Origin of the sequence: Uliginosibacterium sp. 31-12 (assembly GCF_030548425.1) — a bacterium.
Taxonomy (GTDB): Bacteria; Pseudomonadota; Gammaproteobacteria; order Burkholderiales; family Rhodocyclaceae; genus Uliginosibacterium; species Uliginosibacterium aquaticum.
In genome coordinates this window covers 1-19,495 of record NZ_JAUOOA010000014.1, presented here as the reverse complement: position 1 = coordinate 19,495, position 19,495 = coordinate 1, and the positions used below count along the sequence as shown (strand labels likewise).

Genomic DNA, 19,495 nt, shown 5'->3' with positions numbered 1-19,495 from the left:
TGGCACCTGTGAGTGCCACCGTGAAGGAGGGCGTTTTACTCTTCGATGTAAATGTCGCGGTAGCCGGCGTAGATCGACACCATGAGCATCGGCAGCACGACCAGCAGGCCCAGTCCGAGCGGGATGGCACCGAGAATCATCAGGATGGTGGCGGTGATGAAATACACCAGACCGGCGAGGAAGTTCTTCCAGCAGCCGGCAAAGCTGGCCTTGATCGCCTCTACGGGAGACAGGTTTTGCAGGGTAATCAGCGCCGGTGCAAACCACAGGGCCGAGTACATCAGCATCGAGATCACAACCATCAGCAGCATGGCGAGACCGAAAGAGCCCATCATGCCCATGATCATTGAGGGGTCGATCTGTTGGCCACCCATCAGGGCCGATGCAAAACCAAAGCCCATGATGGCGATGACCGGGATCATGCTGACCAGCATGACGCCGAAGGAAGTCAGCCCGAGGATGGCCAGCGGCCCAAACTTCTGCTGGAAGCCAGCGAACAGGTCACCGATAGCGAGGGAGCCATTCCGGCGCTGGTTTTCACAGGCGATCATCACGCCACCGTTGAGTACCGGGAAGAGCACGATGGCCAGCAGGTTCACCAGCGGGATCATCGACACCACCATCCACAGCACGCCGAAAACGATCAGCAGCACGATCCAGCCCAGCGGGCTTTGCTTGAAAAACTCCCAGCCCATGCCGAACCAGGACACACCGCGACCTGCGCTGACCGTGCGGCCACCGGGGATGTACTGACCGTCCTGCTGCCAGTTCTGTTCATCTTCAACGATTGCAGCCGGTGGTGCGTACGGGTTGTTGCCCTGTGTTTGCATGAAAGCGCTCCCTGATCTGTTGTGTGGGGTGTGTATCGCCCGGCAGCATGCCGCAGGGACATGCCGGCTGCAAGTTCGGTGGAGCCGGGTGTCATGTCTTTACGACATCCGGTTGGTACTGCTTCAGGCTTGGCGATAGGGTACCTTGGCGCTGGGCACCAGCGGTGCTGCGCTGGCCAGATGCACATCCTGATCGTCGAAGAAGATATGTGCACCAAATGCAGCGAGCACTTCATGCTTGGTGACGCCGCCGAGGAAGAAGGCTTCGTCCACCGTCACCCCCCAGGCACGCAGGGTGTGTACCACGCGGGCGTGGGCCGGGCTGGCACGCGCGGTGACAATCGCGATGCGCACCGGGCAGCGTTCGGCCGGAAACTGCTTTTGCAGCTTGGCGAGCAGGATCAGTAGCTTGGCGAAGGGGCCTTCGCGCATCGAGTCGAAACGGTGGGCTTGTTCATGGGCGTAAAAGGCGTCCAGCCCTTTTTCCTTGTAGATGAATTCGGATTCGGGCGAAAACAGGACGGCATCGCCGTCAAACGCGATGCGGATCTGTTCCTGCCGCGCGGCGTTGGCGGTGGGCGGGGCGTAGAGCGTGGCGGCGGCCAGGCCGGCATTCACGGCGCTCTGCACGTCATCCTGGGACTTGGAGAGAAAGAGATCGACCTTGAAGGGCTGCAGGTAGGAGGCGATCGGCTCGCCGCCGGAAAAGGCCGCGCGGGTGATCGGCAACTGGTAGTGCTCGATGCTGTTGAATACGCGCATGCCGGTGTCTGCGGTATTGCGTGACATCAGCACCACTTCGACAAACTGCTTGCCTGACACCAGTTCATTCAGGCCCAGCAGGGCTTTCACCAGCGGGAAGGCCGTGCCAGGGGAGAGCACCTGATCTTCGTGAGCACGCTGATAGTCGGAATAGGCTGTTACGCCTTGCTTCTCGTAGAGCGCGTTTTCGCTCTCAAGGTCGAACAGGGCCCGGGAGGAAAGGCCGATAACCAGCTTGTCGGAAAGATCGAATGGCATGTGCGGGCTCCTTGTCGTTCGTAGGGCCGACGTCAGTCGGCCGCACAGGGGGCTTGTGCGACTGAAGTCGCACCTACCCATCAATGTTCCAGATTGTGTTTGCGTGCCACCTCGTGTTCGTCGAGGATCTGCAGCAGGGTGGCATAGCGGCGCTCGTTGAACTGGCCGCCATCCCGCGCGGCGCGGATCGCGCAGTCCGGCTCCTTGATATGGCTGCAGTCGCGGAAGCGGCAGGTGCCGAGCAGGGCGCGGATTTCCAGGAAGCCGCACTCGATTTCATTCTTCGTCAGATGGGCGAGGCCGAAGCTTTGCAGGCCGGGGCTGTCGATCAGCTCACCGCCGCCGGGCAGAGGGTAGAGGCGGGCGTGAGTGGTGGTGTGTTTACCTGAATCGAGCACGGCCGAGATCTCGCGGGTGCGCGCATCGGCTTCCGGAATCAGCGCATTGGTGATCGTGGATTTGCCCATGCCGGACTGGCCGACCAGCAGGCTCACATGCCCGGCGAGCCTAGTGCGCAGCGCTTCCACATCGCCCTTGGCACTGAGCTCGAGCAGGTCGTGGCCCGCCTTGACGAAGGTTTCGAGCTGCCGGCGCGCACTCTCCAGCCCGGCGGTGATGTCGCACTTGTTGAGCACGATCAGGGCCGGGATGTCCTGCGCATCGGCGGCCACTAGGCAGCGTGTGATCAGCTCGTCCGAGAAGCCGGGTTCGGTGGCTACGACGACGACGACCTGGCTCACATTGGCAGCGATGAGCTTCTCTTTCCACTGGTCGGCGCGGTAGAAAAGGCTGGCGCGTTCGCTGATCTTTTCGATCACGCCCTGATCTGCACTGGCCATGGCCAGCTCCACGCGATCACCGCAGGCGACTTCGCTCTTTTTGGCGCGCGGCACGCACAGCAGCTGGCTGCCGTCTGCGAGGCGCACCGCGTACTGGCGCCCGAAGGCGGCGATGACCGTGCCGATCTGGCGCGCGCTCATGCCGCGGCTTTCAGGCGCCCGATGCGGATCGCGGCAGGCGGGTGCGAGTCGTAGAACAGCGAATGGAGCGGGTCCGGCGTGAGGGTGGCGGCGTTGTCTCGATACAACTTCACCAGTGCCGAGACCAGATCCCCTGCCTGGGCATTGGCCACGGCGTAGGCGTCCGCTTCGAACTCATGCTTGCGTGACCAGAAGCTCATCATGGGGGTGAGCGGGAAAGTGAAGGGGCCAAGGATCAGCGAGAACAGGATCAGGGTCAGCGCTTCGCTGTGTGCCTCGACGCCCAGTCCGGCAAAGAAGGCCGGTTGCTGCGCTAGCCAGCCCAGCAGCGCGAAAAAAGCCAGTGAAAGCACGGCGAACAGTGCTACACGCTGGGCAATGTGGCGGTGCTTGAAGTGACCCAGTTCGTGGGCCAGCACGGCTTCGACTTCTTCAGGCGTGAGTGTGGCGAGCAGGGTATCGAAGAACACGATGCGCTTGGCCGCTCCGAAGCCGGTGAAATAGGCATTGCCGTGAGCACTGCGCTTGGAGCCATCCATCACGAACAGGCCCTTGCTCTGGAAGCCGCAGCGGGCCAGCAGCAAGTTGATGCGGGCAGCCAGGGCTTCGTCCTTGAGCGGCTCGAACTTGTTGAACAACGGTGCAATGAAGAGCGGATAGATCACCATCGCCGCCAGATTGAAAGCGATCAGCACGCCCCAGGTCCACAGCCACCAGTTCGCCCCCATGCTGCGCATCAGCCACAGCACGCACCACAGCAAAGGTCCGCCGATCAACACAGTCAGCAGGCTGCTCTTGAGCGTATCGAGAATGAGGGTCTTGGCGGTGGTTTTATTGAAACCGAAACGTGCTTCGAGCACGAAGGTGTAATACAGCGAGCCCGGCAGCTCCCAGACGAAGCCGGCCACGGACAGCAAACCGAAGAGGGCGAGCCCGTGCCACAGCTTGCTTGGCTCAAACCATTGCGCAAGCAGGTCGTGCATGAGCTGCAAGCCACCGCCCAGGGTCAGGGCCAATACCCAGATCAGCCCCAGCGCCAGCTCGATGCGACCGAAGCGGCCCTTGGCAAGTGTGTAGTCCGCCGCCTTCTGATGTGCGGTCAGTTCGATACTGGCCGCGAACTCGGCGGGGACGGTTGAGCGGTGTGCTGCCACATGCCGGGCCTGGCGCAGCGATAGCCACAGGCGGATGCCGCTGGAGAGGAAAAGGGCCAGCAAGAACAGGGCGGTCAGCGTGGAAGCGGTCATGAGGGTCTGCGGCTAAGGTGAAAAGGCTCGTACATGCGAGAATCCGGGCTTTGCAAGCGCTGGAGGATTATATGGCACAGGATGTGAACAACCTTGTCTGGCTGGACATGGAGATGACCGGGCTGGAGCCGGATCGCGACCGCATCATCGAGATCGCCATGATCGTCACTGATGTGAACCTCAATGTGATCGCCGAAAGCCCGGTAGTGGTCGTGCATCAATCAGAGGCTGTGCTGGACGCCATGGACGACTGGAACAAGAATACCCACGGCAAGTCCGGCCTGATCGAGCGCGTGAAGGCTTCCACCACGGATGAGGTTGCAGCTGAAGCACTCTATCTTGAGTGGATGGCGCAATACGTGCCGAAACGCACAACGCCGATGTGTGGCAACACTATCGGCCAGGATCGCCGCTTCATGGCGCGCTACATGCCTACGCTGGAGGCTTACTTCCACTACCGCAATATCGATGTCAGCACCCTCAAGGAGCTGGCACGGCGCTGGCATCCGGCGCTGGCTGCAGGCGTGAAGAAGAGCGAAGCGCATACCGCGCTGGCCGATATCCGTGAGTCCATCGAGGAGCTGCGCTACTACCGCGCAAATTTCTTGCGGCTTCCCGTCTGAAGTCTTTGACAGCCGAAAAAAAATCTCTATAATGCGCAGCTCTTCAGGCGCGTAGCTCAGCTGGTTAGAGCACCACCTTGACATGGTGGGGGTCGTTGGTTCGAGTCCAATCGCGCCTACCAAAATTCCTGAAGCGGGGATTAAAAATGTTTCGAACTCGCACGGTGATGATTGCTTTCTGAGCGCTCACCGCCGCGCGTCCCCGATTTGGTAGAAAATTGAAAAAGTGCGGCTAAGCCCGCACTTTTTTTTTGCCCGCATTTTCGATTGCTTGAGGCCAGACAATGCCGAATATCACCCTCCCTGATGGTTCCGTCCGCAGTTTTGAGGCACCGGTTTCGGTTGCCCAGGTTGCGGCCTCGATTGGTGCTGGTCTGGCCAAGGCTGCGCTGGCTGGCAAGGTGGATGGCCAGTTGGTCGATACCTCGCATGTGATGGCTGCTGATGCAAGGCTGGCGATCGTGACCGAGAAGGATGCCGATGGTCTCGAAGTTATCCGCCACTCCACGGCCCACCTGTTGGCCTATGCAGTGAAAGAGCTGTTCCCGGAAGCCCAGGTCACTATCGGTCCGGTGGTCGAACATGGCTTTTATTACGACTTTGCCTACTCCCGTCCCTTTACCCCTGAAGATCTCGAAGCCATTGAAAAACGCATGGCCGAGCTGGCCAAGAAGGATATCGGCATCAGCCGGGAAGAGTGGGGTCGTGACGAAGCGGTCAAGTTCTTCCTCGGGTTGGGTGAAAAGTACAAGGCCGAGTTGATTGCTGCGATCCCGGCAGGTCAGACCATTTCCTTGTACCGAGAAGGCGATTTCATCGACTTATGCCGCGGCCCGCATGTGCCTTCTACCGGCAAGCTCAAGTTCTTCAAGCTCATGAAGGTGGCGGGCGCTTACTGGCGCGGTGACGCCAAGAATGAGCAGTTGCAGCGTATCTACGGTACGGCCTGGGCCAAGAAGGAAGAGCTGGAAGCCTATCTGCACATGCTGGAAGAAGCGGAAAAGCGTGATCATCGCCGTGTTGGCAAGCAGCTTGATCTCTTCCATCTGCAGGATGAGGCGCCCGGTATGGTGTTCTGGCATCCGAAGGGCTGGACCCTGTGGCAGGCAGTCGAGCAGTACATGCGCGGACGTCTGAATGCTGCGGGCTATCAGGAAGTGCGTACGCCGATGGTGATGGATCGCACTTTGTGGGAGAAGTCCGGTCACTGGGAAAACTACCGCGACAACATGTTCACCACTGAGTCGGAAAAGCGCGACTACGCGGTGAAGCCGATGAACTGTCCGGGTCATGTGCAGATTTTCAACCACGGCCTGCGCTCCTATCGCGACTTGCCGCTGCGCCTGGCTGAGTTTGGTTCCTGTCACCGCAACGAGCCGTCTGGCGCGCTGCATGGCCTGATGCGCGTGCGCGGTTTCGTGCAGGATGATGCACATATCTTCTGTACCGAAGACCAGATCGAGTCCGAGGCAACCGATTTCGACGCGCTGCTGATGAGTGTGTACAAGGATTTCGGCTTCAATAATGTGGCGGTGAAGCTGGCTTTGCGTCCTGAAAAACGTGCCGGTTCCGACGCTACTTGGGATAAGGCGGAAGACGGTCTGCGCGCGGCGCTCAAGGCTTCCGGCAAGGAGTGGGAAGAATTGCCCGGCGAAGGCGCTTTCTATGGCCCCAAGGTCGAGTATCACATCAAGGATGCGCTGGGGCGCTCCTGGCAGTGCGGCACGATTCAGCTGGATTTCGTGCTGCCCGAGCGCCTTGGCGCCGAATACGTTGCTGAAGACAATGCCCGCCACCGCCCTGTGATGCTGCACAGGGCGATCCTTGGCTCGCTTGAGCGTTTCCTTGGCATCCTGATCGAAAATCATGGCGGTGCCTTCCCTTTGTGGTTGGCGCCGACTCATGCGGTGGTGATGAACATCTCCGAAGGGCAGGCCGATTACGTGCAAGATGTTGTGGCAGAGTTGCGCGCCAAGGGCTTCCGTGTCGAATCGGATTTGCGGAACGAGAAAATTACCTATAAAATCCGCGAACATAGCTTGCAAAAGCTACCCTACCTGCTTGTCGTAGGCGACAAGGAAAAAGAAGCCGGCAAGGTCGCAGTGCGCGTCCGGGGCGGTCAGGATCTGGGGCAAATGTCCATCACGGAATTGGCTGAGCGTTGGCAACACGAGCTGGAAAGCCGTGGCGCCGAGGCTTGATTTTTTGTTTTTCTAGGAGGTTTCTGCCATAGCTCAGGAAAAGAACTCGCATCGCATCAACCGGGAAATCGGTGTTCCCGAGGTGCGGCTGGTAGGTGAAGAAGGCGAACAACTTGGTGTTGTTCCGACTCATCAGGCGCTGGCCATGGCTGAAGAAGCCGAGGTCGATCTGGTTGAAATCGCCCCCCAGGCAAAGCCCCCGGTCTGCCGTTTGATGGATTACGGCAAGTTCAAGTACCAGGAGCAGAAGCGGGCTCACGAAGCCAAGCAGAAGCAGAAGCAGATCCAGGTCAAGGAAGTCAAGCTGCGCCCGGCAACGGACGAGAATGACTACCAGATCAAGATGCGTAACATGGTCCGCTTCTTGGAAGAGGGCGACAAGGTCAAGGTAACCCTGCGTTACCGCGGCCGTGAAATGGCCCACCAGGAGTTCGGTATTCGCCAGCTTGAGCGGATCAAGGCGGATCTGGGCGACACCATCGTGGTTGAGCAGTTTCCGAAGCTTGAAGGTCGCCAGTTGATCATGGTGATTGCGCCGAAGAAGAAGGTTTAAGTTTGAAGGGGCGCAGCAGCCCTGGCCAGAGCATCGGCTGATTGCTGCAAAACAAGTGATGTTCCGGTAGTTGAAGCGCTCCAGGCGGAGCCACCGGGGGTCATATCTAAAATCGTTGGAGTATCAAATGCCCAAGATGAAAACCAAGAGCGGCGCTGCCAAGCGCTTCAAGGTTCGTGCGGGTGGCAGCGTCAAGCGCGGCCAGGCGTTCAAGCGCCACATCCTGACCAAGAAAACCACCAAGGCAAAGCGTCAGCTGCGCGGCATGACCGGTGTTCATGACACCGATACCGCCCGCATCCACGCCATGATGCCCTACGCTTGATTCAGGAAGGAGATAAAACATGCCTCGCGTTAAACGTGGTGTAACGGCTCGCGCCCGTCACAAGAAAGTCCTCGACAAAGCCAAGGGTTACCGCGGCCGTCGCAAGAACGTATACCGTATCGCCAAAGAAGCGGTAATGAAGGCCGGTCAGTACGCTTACCGTGACCGTCGTCAGCGCAAGCGTCAGTTCCGTGCCCTGTGGATTGCCCGTATCAACGCGGCCGCCCGCGAAGTCGGTCTGACCTATAGCCGCTTCATGAACGGCCTGAAGAAGGCTGCGATCGAAGTCGACCGCAAGGTGCTGGCTGATCTGGCTGTGTTTGACAAGCCCGCCTTTGCGGCGCTGGCCAATCAGGCCAAGGCACAGCTCGGCGCCTGAGCTGTCCGGGAGTAAAAAAAGGAGGCGTAAGCCTCCTTTTTTCTTTTCTGGCCTGCTCCGAGCAGGCCGCGAACCAGAATTGCGGGTATTGACGTGGAACACCTCGATCAACTGCTCAAGGACGCTGCCGCCGCCTTCGCCGCTGCAGCCGACATGAATGCACTGGAGCAGGCCAAGGCGATCTATCTTGGCAAGAGTGGCAGCCTGACCGAGCTGCTCAAGGGACTTGGCAAGCTGGATCCGGAGGCGCGCAAGAGCGCCGGGGCTGAGATCAACCGTTGCAAAAGTGCCATCGAGCAGGCGTTGGAGGCCCGTCGTGAGGCCCTGCGCATGGCTCAACTTGAAACCCAGCTCGCAGCCGAGGCGCTGGACGTGACCCTTCCTGGGCGTGGCATGGGGCGCGGTGGCCTGCACCCGGTCGTGCGCACTCAGGAGCGCTTCGAGACCCTGTTCCGCTCCATCGGTTTCGAAGTGGCTGACGGCCCCGAAATCGAGGAAGACTGGTTCAACTTCACCGCTTTGAACACGCCGGACAACCATCCTGCGCGTTCGATGCACGACACCTTCTACATCGACGGTGCCAAGGATGTGCTGTTGCGCACCCACACCAGCCCGGTGCAGATCCGCGCCATGCAGATGCATGCGGCGAAATTCAAGGATGCCGCGAGCATGCCCGAGCTGCGCATCATTGCGCCGGGCCGTGTCTATCGTGTGGACTCCGATGCCACGCACTCGCCGATGTTCCATCAGGTCGAAGGCCTGTGGGTGGGAGAGGAGGTTTCCTTTGCCGGCCTCAAGGGCGTGATCATTGATTTCCTGCAGCGTTTCTTCGAAACGGATGAGTTGCAGGTGCGTTTCCGCCCCTCCTTCTTCCCGTTCACCGAGCCTTCCGCCGAGATCGACTTTGCCTTCATGAGCGGCCCGAACAAGGGCCGCTGGCTGGAAATTGCCGGTTGCGGCATGACCCATCCGAAGGTGCTGGAGAACGGCGGTATTGATCCAACGCACTACACCGGCTTCGCTTTTGGCATGGGGCTGGATCGCCTCACCATGCTGCGCTACGGCGTGAATGACCTGCGCCTGTTCTTCGAGAACGATCTGCGCTTCCTCGCTCAATTCCAGGACTGATCGACATGCAGTTTTCTGAACAATGGCTGCGTAGCCTATGCAATCCGGCGCTCGATTCCGAGGCGCTGTGTCATCTGCTGACCATGGCCGGCCTCGAAGTGGAAGAGGTCGAGGCTGTTGCGCCGCCCTTCACCGGCGTGGTGGTGGGCCTGATTGTCAGCTTCGAAAAGCATCCGAATGCCGACAAGCTGCGCGTGTGCCGCGTGGATGTGGGGCAGGGCGAGCCGCTGCAGATCGTGTGTGGCGCACCGAATGTTGTCGAAGGCATGAAAGCGCCTTGCGCGCTGGTCGGTGCGAAGCTGCCTGGCTTCGAGATCAAGCCGGCCAAGCTGCGCGGCATGGAGTCCTTCGGCATGATGTGCTCGGCCGACGAGCTGGGCATGAGCCAGGATCACGATGGCTTGCTGGTGCTGCCGGACGACGCACCGGTGGGCATGAACATCCGCGAATACCTGTCGCTGGATGACAAAAAAATCACCATCAAGCTCACGCCGAACCGTGCTGATTGCCTGAGCCTCGCCGGTGTGGCGCGCGAACTGGCGGCCCTGACCGGTACGCCTGCGGAAATTACCGCGCCGCGCAGCGTCGAAGTGGGCCACGCGCAGCAGCGCGCCGTGGTGCTGGATGCGCCGGAAGGCTGCCCGCGCTATCTCGGGCGCGTGATTACCGGTGTGAACGCCAAGGCCGCAACGCCGGACTGGATGAAGGCACGCCTCGCGCGCTGCGGTGTGCGCTCGATCAGTGCTGCTGTGGATATCACCAACTATGTGATGCTGGAGCTCGGACAGCCGCTGCATGCCTTCGACAATGCCAGGCTGCAAGGCGCCATCCACGTGCGCTGGCCGCTGGCCGGTGAAAAGCTCACCCTGCTCAACGGCCAGGAAATCTTGCCGGCTGCCAATATGCTGCTGATCGCTGATGAAGCGCGTGCTCTCGCGCTGGCTGGCGTGATGGGCGGAGCAGACAGTGGTGTGTCTGATGAGACGACCGAGATCTTTCTGGAATCCGCCTTCTTCCAGCCGGACGCCATTGTCGGCCGTGCCCGCGCATTGAATTTCTCTTCGGATGCATCCCATCGCTTCGAGCGCGGGGTCGACTTCGAGCTCGCGCCGCAAGCCATGGCGCGCGCCACCCAGCTGATTCTCGATATCTGCGGCGGCTCGGCGGGCCCGATTACGGATGCAATGGTGGCGGATAAGCTGCCGCAGCGTCCTGCCGTGAGCTTCCGTCCCGCCCGTGGCCGCAAGGTTCTGGGCTTCGAGATCGCCGACGAGCAGATCGAGGCTTCGTTGCGCCTGCTCGGCATGCAGGTCGAGCAAAAGGGTGAGGCGCTTGAAGTCACTCCGCCGAGCTACCGTTTCGATATCGTCATCGAAGAGGATCTGATCGAAGAGGTTGCTCGCGTCTACGGTTACGACAATATTCAGCCGCTGCCGCCGAAAGGCCCGGCCAACATGCTGGCCAGTACCGAAACCGAGCGCCCGGTGCATCGCCTGCGCCGCTGGCTGGCGGCTCAGGATTATCAGGAAGTGATCTCCTACGCCTTCGTGGACGCAGCCTGGGAAAAGGATTTCGCCGGCAACAGCAATCCGGTGAAGCTTGCCAACCCGATCGCCAGCCAGATGAGTGTGATGCGCTCCAGCCTGCTGGGTGGTCTCGTCGGCGCCTTGTCAGCCAATCTGCGTCGTCGCGCTAGCCGCGTACGTCTGTTTGAAGTGGGTCGCTGCTTTGCCAGCAACGCTGCCGAAACGCCACTCGATCCGGCTGCGCAACCGCAGCGTGTGGCCGGCCTGGCCTGGGGGGCGGTAGCGCCCGAGCAATGGGGGCAGGCCGCACGCAAGGTGGATTTCTTCGATGTGAAGCGTGATGTCGAGCGTCTGCTCGGGGAGCAAGCGGAGTTCACTGCTGCCAAGCATCCCGCGCTGCATCCCGGGCGTTCGGCAGAAATCAAAGTGAACGGGACTGTGACAGGCTTCATGGGCGAGCTGCATCCGGCTCTGGTACAAAGCTACGAATTGGGCAATGCTCCGGTCGTATTTGAGCTGGATCTCGCCGCAGCCTTGGCCGTTGGCGTTCCTGCACACGCAGACCTGCTGCGTCACCCGGCTGTGCTGCGCGACTTGGCCATTGTGCTCAAACAGGAAGTGTCTGCTGCAGATCTGTTGCGCGTGTTGCGCGCGGCTGCGATTGAAATTGTCCGGACGGTTGACGTATTCGATGTCTATGCGGGCAAGGGTGTTGCCGCCGATCACAAGAGCATTGCACTGCGTGTGGTGCTTCAGCACACTGAACGCACGCTGGAAGAGACGGAAATCGACAACGCTATGCGTGCACTTGTGAGTGCCGCAGAGCGTGAGCTTGGGGGACAGCTTCGTGCCTGATGAAAGCAAGACAAACGGGATCACGCTGACCAAGGCTGAGTTGGCGGATCTTCTGTTCGATCGCGTGGGGCTGAACAAGCGTGAAGCCAAGGACATGGTTGAAGGTTTCTTCGAAGAAATCCGCAACGCACTTGAACGTGGTGAAGAAGTGAAACTTTCTGGCTTCGGCAATTTCCAACTACGTGACAAGCCCCAGCGGCCTGGACGCAATCCCAAGACGGGTGAGGAAATTCCCATTACAGCAAGAAGGGTTGTGACTTTCCATGCCAGCCAGAAACTTAAGACGGCAGTTGAACAACTGAGCGATGGACCATCAGCTTGAAGAACTAACAGAGCTTCCCCCTATCCCCGCCAAACGGTACTTCACCATTGGCGAGGTGAGTGAGCTGTGCGGAGTGAAGCCGCATGTGCTGCGCTATTGGGAGCAGGAGTTCACGCAGCTCAAGCCGGTCAAGCGGCGCGGCAACCGCCGCTACTATCAGCGCCACGAAGTTCTCCTCGTGCGTCGCATTCGCGAGTTGCTCTACAGCGAAGGTTTTACCATCAGTGGTGCGCGCAATCGCCTGGAGGAGTACCAGATCCTGCGCCGCGAGACGGACGAAATCGTCGAGCGTGGCCGTGCAACCAACGCGCAGGTGCGTAGCGAACTGCAATCAATCCTTGCCCTCCTGCGCGAATAAGAAAAGCCTCTTTGGAGGCTGGCAAGATTAGAATCTCCTGCTATAATCTCTCTTCTGTGTCGGGGCGTAGCGCAGCCTGGTAGCGCACTTGCATGGGGTGCAAGGGGTCGCGAGTTCGAATCCCGCCGCCCCGACCAACAGAAACAAGCACTTAGGCCACTCGGAAGAGTGGCCTTTTTGCTATCTAACGCCAAGTATCGTTTCTGGTTGCCGTTTGACGAACACTAGTGCGCTTAATCTGCTGGCGAACGGGCTGATCTGATCTCGCTAGAGGGCGCCACGGGTTTCTTACTGGCTGTCGGCCGGTACCTCTTCCAGTTTTCGCATCAAGCGCCGTAATGCATCGTTGACTCCGGGCGATACTTCCCTGACGAAGTTAGCGGCCGGCGCGGTGTTGGTCGAGGTAAGCCACATCCAACATGTAGAAGGTCGGGGATTCCTGACTTGTCCGCGCGGTGAAAATGGATCCGCGAGCAGGCGCGAGACGAAATCGAAATCGCTCTCGCGATGCTGCATGCAGTAGCTGCGTGTGCTTCTCACTGCAGAAGGCTTCGAACTCGATCGGCGCCTTGACGCGCGAGAGGCCTTCGATGGCGCATTCATAGAGCCGGGTATCGGAACGCAGGCCGGCCAGCGCCTCCAGTGCGCTCGCTGCGGCGGGCAGGCTGCGGGGGTCTAAGGCCTGGTTCATGGCTTCGGCAGGGCGGTGGGGGTCTGGGCCTTTGGGCCTTGCACTGCTGCCGGAGTACGCACGCTACCCACCAAGCTTTATTTGGCTGCTGCGAACAACACCCACTTCTCTACGCGATTCATGGGGGTGGCCGAATCAAACGTGAAGGCGATGTATTCGGCATCATCAGCAGCCAAGCTTCGCTCTTCCTTTGCGCTCCGACCCACTTCGCGGTTGTTGTTGTCGAAGCCGCGCAGATGCAGACTGCCTTTGAACGCTTGGGCAGACTTTACATAGGCCTTGAGTGTGTTCTGTCCCTCCTGCCATTGACCTCCAGCACCGCACGGTCGCTGCTGACGCCAAGTTTTGTGGCGCCATCATCGGTCGTGATCTTGGCTTCCTTGGCGCGGTCAATGCCCTGCGTGACCCCGCCGATCACCTTGCCAACACCCGTAGAAAGTTCAGCCGCTGCTTTCTGGCCGTCGCTTTGAAGTGCTTCGCCAATGCCTTTCACGCGGGCGGCCTTGTCTTCAACGAGAGCAGTGCCTTTGGCGTGCTCGGCAGCAATTTCTTCTTCGCGGCTTTTGCAGGCGGTGAGGCACAGGGCAAGTGCGAGCAGGGAGATGAGTTTCAGGTGTTTCATTTTGAATTTGGAGTCATTCGGCGAGATTTGTGGCAGACAAGGGGGCATTCTGCGGATGTTTAAAACGGGGGAAGTGTTTTTACTCGCAGAGGGATGGGTTTTTGAATACGTAAATAGTAGAGTATGGTTTGGAATAATTGTTCTTAAAAAAACAAAATCCCCTTTAATGTTGATCGAAAATCTAGTAGAGCTTTCGTCTAGTCCTGAAAATGATTTTGATCTATCGTCTTCAGTTACAAAGTATGGCCAAGGGTTTTTTGGCGGGCATTTTATATCGCGATCTTCGTCGTCCGGCATGCTGTGCCTGTATGTCGCGCTATCATAATCAGAGTAATCTCCGTCGTTATTAGCGTTTTTCCTGGTGCTGAGTTTGAATGCGGAAAGGTCATTAACGGTTCCGTGGTTTTCTCCAAAAATAACATACTCCCCTCCGTCCGAAATTCTGATCGAGTCGCCGTAAAGAGAGTTTGATTTTTGTTTTATAACCTGCCGGCCTGTCTTTACATCAAAAACATAGTTTGTTATATTTACTATATTGGATGTGGTTCCGTTTTTTTCGATATAAACAACCTTGGATTTATCCTCTGCCATTGCATAGTATTTTTCGTTTTTGTCGATGTCTAGGCAGTTGTGGTTTGTTAGGCGGTGGCATCCAGGGTGTTTGTCTATGGTTATTTTTTTTGCTTTACTGAGGTTTGTGTTGCAGATGTTGTCTAAATTATCGATTCTCACAAAGCTATTGTTGTAATAAATAAGATGTTTCTTTGAGCTGGAGAATACAGCGTCTTGGGGGAGGCGAATGGTGCACGATTGAGAGCCGTCTTTAATTGCGAATACAGTAAGCTGTTGCTGTGAGTTTGGCACAACATGAATAATGTTTATGTGTTTTTCTCCTATGGAGAAATCTTGAATTGGGCTGTCAATATTGATTATTGCAGAAGGGGAAGGCCGTTCGACAATATTCTCACCTTCTCCACTGGAGGCAATCAGGCTGGCTGGAGCAAGCAATAAAAATATAAAAATAAAATGCTTCATAGCAGTTCTTTAAAAACATTATCGGTATCTGTTTTTTTTCTTAAATGTTTCCGGTGCGTCGCTGTTGACTATAACGGAAACCTCGTTTGAGTTGTCGTCTGCGTGCATATATATCAGTTTTGGTTAGCCAAAAGAAGAGCCCCGCCTCAAAGATCTCCAACTAGTGGTGCGGTATTTCGGCTTCGGCGGCTTGCGCTTCCTGAAAGTTTATCGGCCACAAGATGGATGCTCGGCGATTTGTGCAACAAAACCATTGATCTGATTAAGGGACTGGCTAGTTCTGAATAGGTTTCAGCACAACACTTCTTTCTAGTAGTTCAAATTGACGTGATGCCTTTGAATACTCTTGTTCGGAAATGCAGTAGTCGATCGTGAACGTTACCGATTTGTTGGCCGACTCCCCTACTACTGCCCGACAGACATTCCCTTGGAAGTAGGTCCCAGAAAAGCCGGACCAAGTTGTCGTTTTTACCGCTAAGGCTTTGTTGTTTTGACCGTTTGCCGAGAGCATCCATTTTCCTTTGGATTGTTCAAATCCAGCTTCGCTTAATGCTTGATCTAGTTGAGCGGTACTGCATGTGAATCGCAGTTCAGTCTTTAGCGACAGCTGACCTGCTTTCCAAGTTAGTTCGATCCGTTGGTCGTCTAACTTTTTTGCAATAGCCGCTCCGATTGTTGATACACCGATACTGCACTCCTTTGCTGGATAAATCGTTACCGAATTAGCTGCCGATAGGCTTGGTGCAGCCGTACAAGCGGTGGCTAGGAAAACAAGCATGAAAGTGGTCAATGCCTTCGGTGCGTTCATCGCTGTGCCGTAAAGAAAAGAGGGGTTAGGCGGGTTAGGTTGCCGCTTTCATCTGGGTAGACTGTTTCAGTTAAGACTGTTTGAACATGAGTAAAGATGTCTCGCCGTTCGACAAGACCGTTTACTCTCACGGTCGTGTTAACTCCCCCTGTGTTGACTAAGCGGCCGACCACATCTAGTGTCGGATTTGACAGCCGAGTTTCCGTAGTCGAGCCACCTGCGCACAGGCGCCGCCGCCAATCAAAATTTTCGCAAACAGTTATTGTCCAGGCTTGATTCGCGGTTATGGAACTTGAATGCCGGTTGGCGGTATTTCTTGCCCACCAGAACCCTGCACTGTCACACCTCTCATAGAGATCCGTTTCGATCCGGTCACGCCACGCAGTGTTCTGCGCAGAGTTGGAGGTATTCCTTCCTCTGTATCGGAAGTACGCAAGATAGTTCTCTTCCCAGGTTATCTGGATGATCCCGCGTCCGTACCAGTCTCCATATCGAGTACCGGCACCACGACCACCTTCATAGAACTGAGCCATGTAGCTGGACTCGACAATTGCATTGGCTAAAAAGATGGACTGACGCTGGCGCGACTCAATCAAATACTTTCTCATCGTTTGGTTAAGCTCAAGCGCCATACCGCCGATACGGGCACGGGCTTGTGAGAGGGTGATTGAGGAGCGGTAGAGCGTACGCGTCCCATGGTGCTCACCAACGAAGCGCCGAGGTAGTACTTGAACAGCCTCCGATGCGCTCAACCACCCGCACTTCCTGAAAGCTTCAATAAAGGTTCGCGGATGAAACCTGTAAGTCGCCGCATGCAATGCCGGCACAGCGACACACAAGGCACGCACATGCGCACTGAACCCAGCAAAGTCCTCTTCACTAAGGGCTAGAGGGTTTTCTTCGGTGACGGTTTTCAACCAGCTCCAGCGGGCGTCGATATCTGCCGCATTCCACTCTGAAGGCATGGCGCAGATGGCGCACTTGGCTTTTGCCTGTACTACAGCATCTTGCATGCGGGTGCGGCGTTCGTCCGGCGTCACGGCGCCGTTGCGATCAATGTCCAGAAGCGTCTTGAAAGCTGTCGACTCGCAGCGACTGTCTCCCGCTGTGAGGTCATCATCAAACACGCGCCAACCGGCCCATTGAGGAAAGTCGGCGTCGCTGAACTTGCGGACGACTTGTTCCAGCGCCTGATTGTTCAGGTTCACCCAGCCGCGTTGCGTACCCGTGCCATCTGCGGTCGGGATTACGATCTCGCGCCAGTGCGGCACATCATTTGGTGTCAGCGTTTCGTTGGCTGTGTTGATGACGCGTCCAAAGCGCAGCAACTCCAGCACCGCGCTGGGTGCGGGCCTGCCGGTTGCGGGATAGGCGTCGCTGATCTCTTTCGCGCGCGTGTAGAGCTTGTACTCGTACTCTGCTTCCCGCAGCGCGGCGCCGCAGCGTGTGCCGTCCTCAAGGTAGGTGCTGACGGTGAGGTCGCCGCGATTCGCTGCTACGCCTTCGCCGCAGGCGTAGCGCATGCCAACAATGCAGGGCAGGGTGGTGGGTGTCAGGATCGTAAGGGGCTGCACCGGAGGCAATGGTGCGTTGGGGGTGGGGCGAGGTGGTTGATAGGAGACTGCTGTAGCCGTGTTGTCCAAGGGCTTCTGGGCATAGATCGGTGTGCCCGACGGCAGGTGGAAATACAACTCCCCAAACACCACGCTGCTGCACCCGTCTTGCGTGATGGGCAGGTCACCTGTGGTGCGCCCGATGAGGTGTTGCAGATTGGCAGCGTCGCAAGCGATCTCGAAGTGCATGCGGTTCGGTTCGCCACGGATGTAGCCCGCATCGCCTAGTGAATCCTTGCGATAGATAGGGCGACCCTGCTGAATCGTCGTGGGGATGTTCATCAGGTGCATATAGACCGAGTAGAAACGAACCGCCACGGGATTGTTCTGCGCATCCGCGCCGATTTCCGTGTTGTGCTCGATTACGATGCAACCGTCGCTGGTCCAGCCTCCGTCGTAGTTGAGCACGTGGGTCGGATCATCGCTTCTCGTTGCTTCGCCACGGCGTAGGAAAACCACGGTGCCGTCTGCAACAGCGCGCACGGGCAGGAACTGGTTCGCCACGGTAGCTGTTGGAGCGTTTAGATGGATGCCCCCGTGCCAGCACAAACTGCTACTAACTGGATACATGCCTTCGCCAGCGGCTACTTCAAAGGCTCGATTGAGCCAGGCCTCCTCTGCTTCGTTCTCCAGGCGTGTCGGTAGAAAGGGTGGGCTGATTAGCATGATTTATACCGAGAACATGAATCGACGTTTGAACTTGAATTCCAGCGGCCCTTGCGGGAATTTGGGCAACGCCGCCTCCACCTTCGCCCCACCCACAAAACTCCTCTGACTCGCATGCACGGTGAGCATCCCCGGGCACTGCACGGTGATGTTCCCGCCCTCGATGGTGATGGCTGATCCACCTGCCACCGCGAGGTGGATTTTCTTTGCGGAGGCGATATCCAGCTTGCCGGAGACGGAGACCATCTTCAGTTGCTCCTTGGCGGCGAGGGTCATCGCATCGGCCTGGGCCTGGACGAGCACTGGGCCGCTGTTGGCGATGAGCTTGAGGTGGCCGCTGCCTTGCGCGCTGCTGAGGAGGCCGAGCGCCTGGCCGGTGTGAATGCGCAGGTGGCTGGCGAGCGCGAAGTTGCTGTCCTGCCCGCTGGCCCAGTTGATCGTCTCGCCGCTGGCCCATTGCAGACTCTGACCGGCGACGATGCCGAGGCCGCCCCGGCCGGCGAGGGTCAGCAATGGGTCTTCGGAATGCGGCACCGCGCTGCCGCCTTTGGCGGAGTGCTGAGTGCTGAGTGCTGAGGACTGAGTATCCGTCATCCCCTTGGCAGACTTGAGCATTGCCGCCTGGGGTGCGAGATCGCGCTTGAGCGCACTCTTGCTCGCCCCGGCTGAACCCTCGCTGGCGGCGACCTTCACGGTCTGGTGTGTGGCGGCGATCTGGTTGGTGTTCTTGAAGAGCTCGCTGGCTTGCTTGAGCAGGGCGGTGGGGGCGGTGGCATCTCCGGCCGGCTCGCTCTGCGCCTGATTGATCGCAGCCTGGATCGGCCAGGTGGTGATGAGCAAGCCGCGGCCCCCACGTAGCGCCCCGTAAGCGTCGGTGCGCAACTCAAAGCCATCGCCACGGTGGCTGCCGCGATAGGTGTCCGCCTGATGGATGAGGTGCCCCAGATTCAGCTGCGTGGCCGCCTGGGTAGTGGCCAGCTGAATACGCTGCTGACCATCGGTATCGTCAAACACCAGCTGCGTATAGCCCGCATGTGGGGTATTGAACTCGCAGGACTTGAAGCCCGACAGTGCAGCGCGGTTGCGCATCGGTCCATAGGCCGAAGCCTCGCCATGCCAGGCCGGGCTATGGCCGGCGGCGACACGATTGCCCTGATGTGCGGGGCTGTGATCCTTCGCTTGGGGGAAGGAGGGCTGAGGACTGAGCGCTGAGGACTGAGAGGACGCCTGCCCGCCCGGCGTGGCGGTGACGCCCTCATCGCCCGCGCCGTCATACAAACTGCCGAGCACAATGGGGCGATCGATATCGTTCTCCAGAAACCCCACCAGCACCGCCTGACCAATGCGTGGCACAAACTGCACGCCCAAGCCCTTGCCGGCGTAGCGGCTCGCCACGCGCAGCCAGGCACTGCCGGGTGAGCACGCCTCATTGCGCTCAGGGTTGGCGCTCTGCCAGTGGAACTGCACGCGCACCCGGTGCAGTGCATCGGTATGGATCTCGCCCGCCTCGCCGGGCGTGGTCTCCCCATTCGGGCCGACCACGGTAGCGGTTTGCGGGCCCATTGCCGTAGGCCGTGGATTGATTCGTCCCCCAGTGCCATCAAGCAAAGCCGGGCGCCAGGGTACATGCACGCGCTGAGCCTCAAACTGATTGGCGTAGCCCCGGCTGCGGGCCGGGGTGAGCAAGGCGTCATCCTCTCCTTGCTCGACGCC

Annotated in this window: 18 protein-coding genes and 2 tRNA genes; 11 read left to right on the top strand and 9 right to left on the bottom strand. The window is 58.5% G+C overall.

Translation table 11 applies throughout. The features are described 5' to 3' along the window. Positions 1-35 precede the first annotated feature (35 nt). The 4 genes from Q3Y64_RS18675 to Q3Y64_RS18660 form a co-directional block, all read right to left on the bottom strand. Positions 36-830, bottom strand: a complete 795-nt coding sequence (locus Q3Y64_RS18675) for a BPSS1780 family membrane protein (protein WP_303564290.1) — start codon at positions 828-830, stop codon at positions 36-38. Between the two features lie 123 nt (positions 831-953). Beyond that, positions 954-1,850, bottom strand: coding sequence for a 5'-nucleotidase (locus Q3Y64_RS18670; protein WP_101944218.1), 897 nt, complete (start codon positions 1,848-1,850; stop codon positions 954-956). A gap of 80 nt (positions 1,851-1,930) precedes the next feature. Next, positions 1,931-2,830, bottom strand: a complete 900-nt coding sequence (rsgA, locus tag Q3Y64_RS18665; RefSeq protein ID WP_101944217.1) for a ribosome small subunit-dependent GTPase A — start codon at positions 2,828-2,830, stop codon at positions 1,931-1,933. Continuing rightward, complete coding sequence (locus Q3Y64_RS18660) at positions 2,827-4,077, bottom strand: M48 family metallopeptidase (protein ID WP_303564284.1); 1,251 nt, start codon at positions 4,075-4,077, stop codon at positions 2,827-2,829. The genes rsgA and Q3Y64_RS18660 overlap by 4 nt, the downstream gene beginning before the upstream one ends. 71 nt (positions 4,078-4,148) lie before the next feature. Between Q3Y64_RS18660 and orn the strand changes: the two genes are divergently transcribed. From orn to Q3Y64_RS18605, 11 genes are all read left to right on the top strand, one after another. Beyond that, positions 4,149-4,700, top strand: a complete 552-nt coding sequence (gene orn, locus Q3Y64_RS18655) for an oligoribonuclease (protein ID WP_303564282.1) — start codon at positions 4,149-4,151, stop codon at positions 4,698-4,700. 45 nt (positions 4,701-4,745) lie between these two features. Further along, positions 4,746-4,822: transfer RNA gene (locus Q3Y64_RS18650), tRNA-Val, on the top strand. A 162-nt stretch (positions 4,823-4,984) separates the two neighbouring features. Continuing rightward, on the top strand, positions 4,985-6,901 hold the full coding sequence (gene thrS, locus Q3Y64_RS18645) for a threonine--tRNA ligase (protein ID WP_303564279.1): 1,917 nt from the start codon (positions 4,985-4,987) through the stop codon (positions 6,899-6,901). 28 nt (positions 6,902-6,929) lie between these two features. Then, positions 6,930-7,454 (top strand): translation initiation factor IF-3, encoded by a 525-nt coding sequence (gene infC / locus Q3Y64_RS18640; RefSeq protein WP_101944213.1) that lies wholly within the window; start codon positions 6,930-6,932, stop codon positions 7,452-7,454. A gap of 127 nt (positions 7,455-7,581) precedes the next feature. Beyond that, positions 7,582-7,779: a 50S ribosomal protein L35 gene (gene rpmI, locus Q3Y64_RS18635; RefSeq protein WP_101944212.1), complete on the top strand. Its 198-nt coding sequence runs from the start codon at positions 7,582-7,584 to the stop codon at positions 7,777-7,779. A gap of 19 nt (positions 7,780-7,798) precedes the next feature. Beyond that, positions 7,799-8,158 (top strand): 50S ribosomal protein L20, encoded by a 360-nt coding sequence (rplT, locus tag Q3Y64_RS18630; protein ID WP_101944211.1) that lies wholly within the window; start codon positions 7,799-7,801, stop codon positions 8,156-8,158. A gap of 93 nt (positions 8,159-8,251) precedes the next feature. Beyond that, positions 8,252-9,286 (top strand): phenylalanine--tRNA ligase subunit alpha, encoded by a 1,035-nt coding sequence (gene pheS, locus Q3Y64_RS18625; protein WP_368506667.1) that lies wholly within the window; start codon positions 8,252-8,254, stop codon positions 9,284-9,286. Positions 9,287-9,291: 5 nt separating this feature from the next. Next, positions 9,292-11,667, top strand: a complete 2,376-nt coding sequence (gene pheT, locus Q3Y64_RS18620; RefSeq protein ID WP_303564276.1) for a phenylalanine--tRNA ligase subunit beta — start codon at positions 9,292-9,294, stop codon at positions 11,665-11,667. Positions 11,668-11,686: 19 nt separating this feature from the next. Further along, positions 11,687-11,989 carry an integration host factor subunit alpha gene (locus Q3Y64_RS18615; RefSeq protein WP_101944294.1) on the top strand — a complete coding sequence of 101 codons (303 nt, stop codon included), beginning with the start codon at positions 11,687-11,689 and terminating at the stop codon, positions 11,987-11,989. Next, entirely contained in the window at positions 11,973-12,347 is a 375-nt protein-coding gene (locus Q3Y64_RS18610) for a MerR family transcriptional regulator (protein WP_303564274.1), read from the top strand. The genes Q3Y64_RS18615 and Q3Y64_RS18610 overlap by 17 nt, the downstream gene beginning before the upstream one ends. 60 nt (positions 12,348-12,407) lie before the next feature. Beyond that, positions 12,408-12,484, top strand: a tRNA-Pro gene (locus Q3Y64_RS18605). Positions 12,485-12,635: 151 nt separating this feature from the next. Here Q3Y64_RS18605 and Q3Y64_RS18600 read toward each other — a convergent pair. The 5 genes from Q3Y64_RS18600 to Q3Y64_RS18580 all read right to left on the bottom strand — a co-directional run. Beyond that, entirely contained in the window at positions 12,636-12,950 is a 315-nt protein-coding gene (locus Q3Y64_RS18600) for a contractile injection system protein, VgrG/Pvc8 family (protein WP_368506666.1), read from the bottom strand. Positions 12,951-13,306: 356 nt separating this feature from the next. After that, positions 13,307-14,695, bottom strand: a complete 1,389-nt coding sequence (locus Q3Y64_RS18595; protein WP_303564270.1) for a hypothetical protein — start codon at positions 14,693-14,695, stop codon at positions 13,307-13,309. Between the two features lie 274 nt (positions 14,696-14,969). After that, positions 14,970-15,503, bottom strand: a complete 534-nt coding sequence (locus tag Q3Y64_RS18590) for a hypothetical protein (protein WP_303564267.1) — start codon at positions 15,501-15,503, stop codon at positions 14,970-14,972. Then, positions 15,500-17,782, bottom strand: a complete 2,283-nt coding sequence (locus Q3Y64_RS18585) for a M23 family metallopeptidase (RefSeq protein WP_303564265.1) — start codon at positions 17,780-17,782, stop codon at positions 15,500-15,502. Before Q3Y64_RS18585 ends, Q3Y64_RS18590 begins: the two co-directional genes overlap by 4 nt. A 3-nt stretch (positions 17,783-17,785) precedes the next feature. Further along, a partial coding sequence (locus Q3Y64_RS18580; protein WP_303564261.1) for a type VI secretion system Vgr family protein occupies positions 17,786-19,495 on the bottom strand: 1,710 nt, incomplete at its 5' end.

Bases quoted from the DNA above. Each gene is read 5' to 3' on its own strand.
- Q3Y64_RS18675 (WP_303564290.1), bottom strand. From the start codon at position 830: ATGCAAACACAGGGCAACAACCCGTACGCACCACCGGCTGCAATCGTT.
- Q3Y64_RS18670 (WP_101944218.1), bottom strand. From the start codon at position 1,850: ATGCCATTCGATCTTTCCGACAAGCTGGTTATCGGCCTTTCCTCCCGG.
- rsgA (WP_101944217.1), bottom strand. From the start codon at position 2,830: ATGAGCGCGCGCCAGATCGGCACGGTCATCGCCGCCTTCGGGCGCCAG.
- Q3Y64_RS18660 (WP_303564284.1), bottom strand. From the start codon at position 4,077: ATGACCGCTTCCACGCTGACCGCCCTGTTCTTGCTGGCCCTTTTCCTC.
- orn (WP_303564282.1), top strand. From the start codon at position 4,149: ATGGCACAGGATGTGAACAACCTTGTCTGGCTGGACATGGAGATGACC.
- thrS (WP_303564279.1), top strand. From the start codon at position 4,985: ATGCCGAATATCACCCTCCCTGATGGTTCCGTCCGCAGTTTTGAGGCA.
- rpmI (WP_101944212.1), top strand. From the start codon at position 7,582: ATGCCCAAGATGAAAACCAAGAGCGGCGCTGCCAAGCGCTTCAAGGTT.
- rplT (WP_101944211.1), top strand. From the start codon at position 7,799: ATGCCTCGCGTTAAACGTGGTGTAACGGCTCGCGCCCGTCACAAGAAA.
- pheT (WP_303564276.1), top strand. From the start codon at position 9,292: ATGCAGTTTTCTGAACAATGGCTGCGTAGCCTATGCAATCCGGCGCTC.
- Q3Y64_RS18610 (WP_303564274.1), top strand. From the start codon at position 11,973: ATGGACCATCAGCTTGAAGAACTAACAGAGCTTCCCCCTATCCCCGCC.
- Q3Y64_RS18600 (WP_368506666.1), bottom strand. From the start codon at position 12,950: ATGAATGCGCCATCGAAGGCCTCTCGCGCGTCAAGGCGCCGATCGAGT.
- Q3Y64_RS18595 (WP_303564270.1), bottom strand. From the start codon at position 14,695: ATGAAGCATTTTATTTTTATATTTTTATTGCTTGCTCCAGCCAGCCTG.
- Q3Y64_RS18590 (WP_303564267.1), bottom strand. From the start codon at position 15,503: ATGAACGCACCGAAGGCATTGACCACTTTCATGCTTGTTTTCCTAGCC.
- Q3Y64_RS18585 (WP_303564265.1), bottom strand. From the start codon at position 17,782: ATGCTAATCAGCCCACCCTTTCTACCGACACGCCTGGAGAACGAAGCA.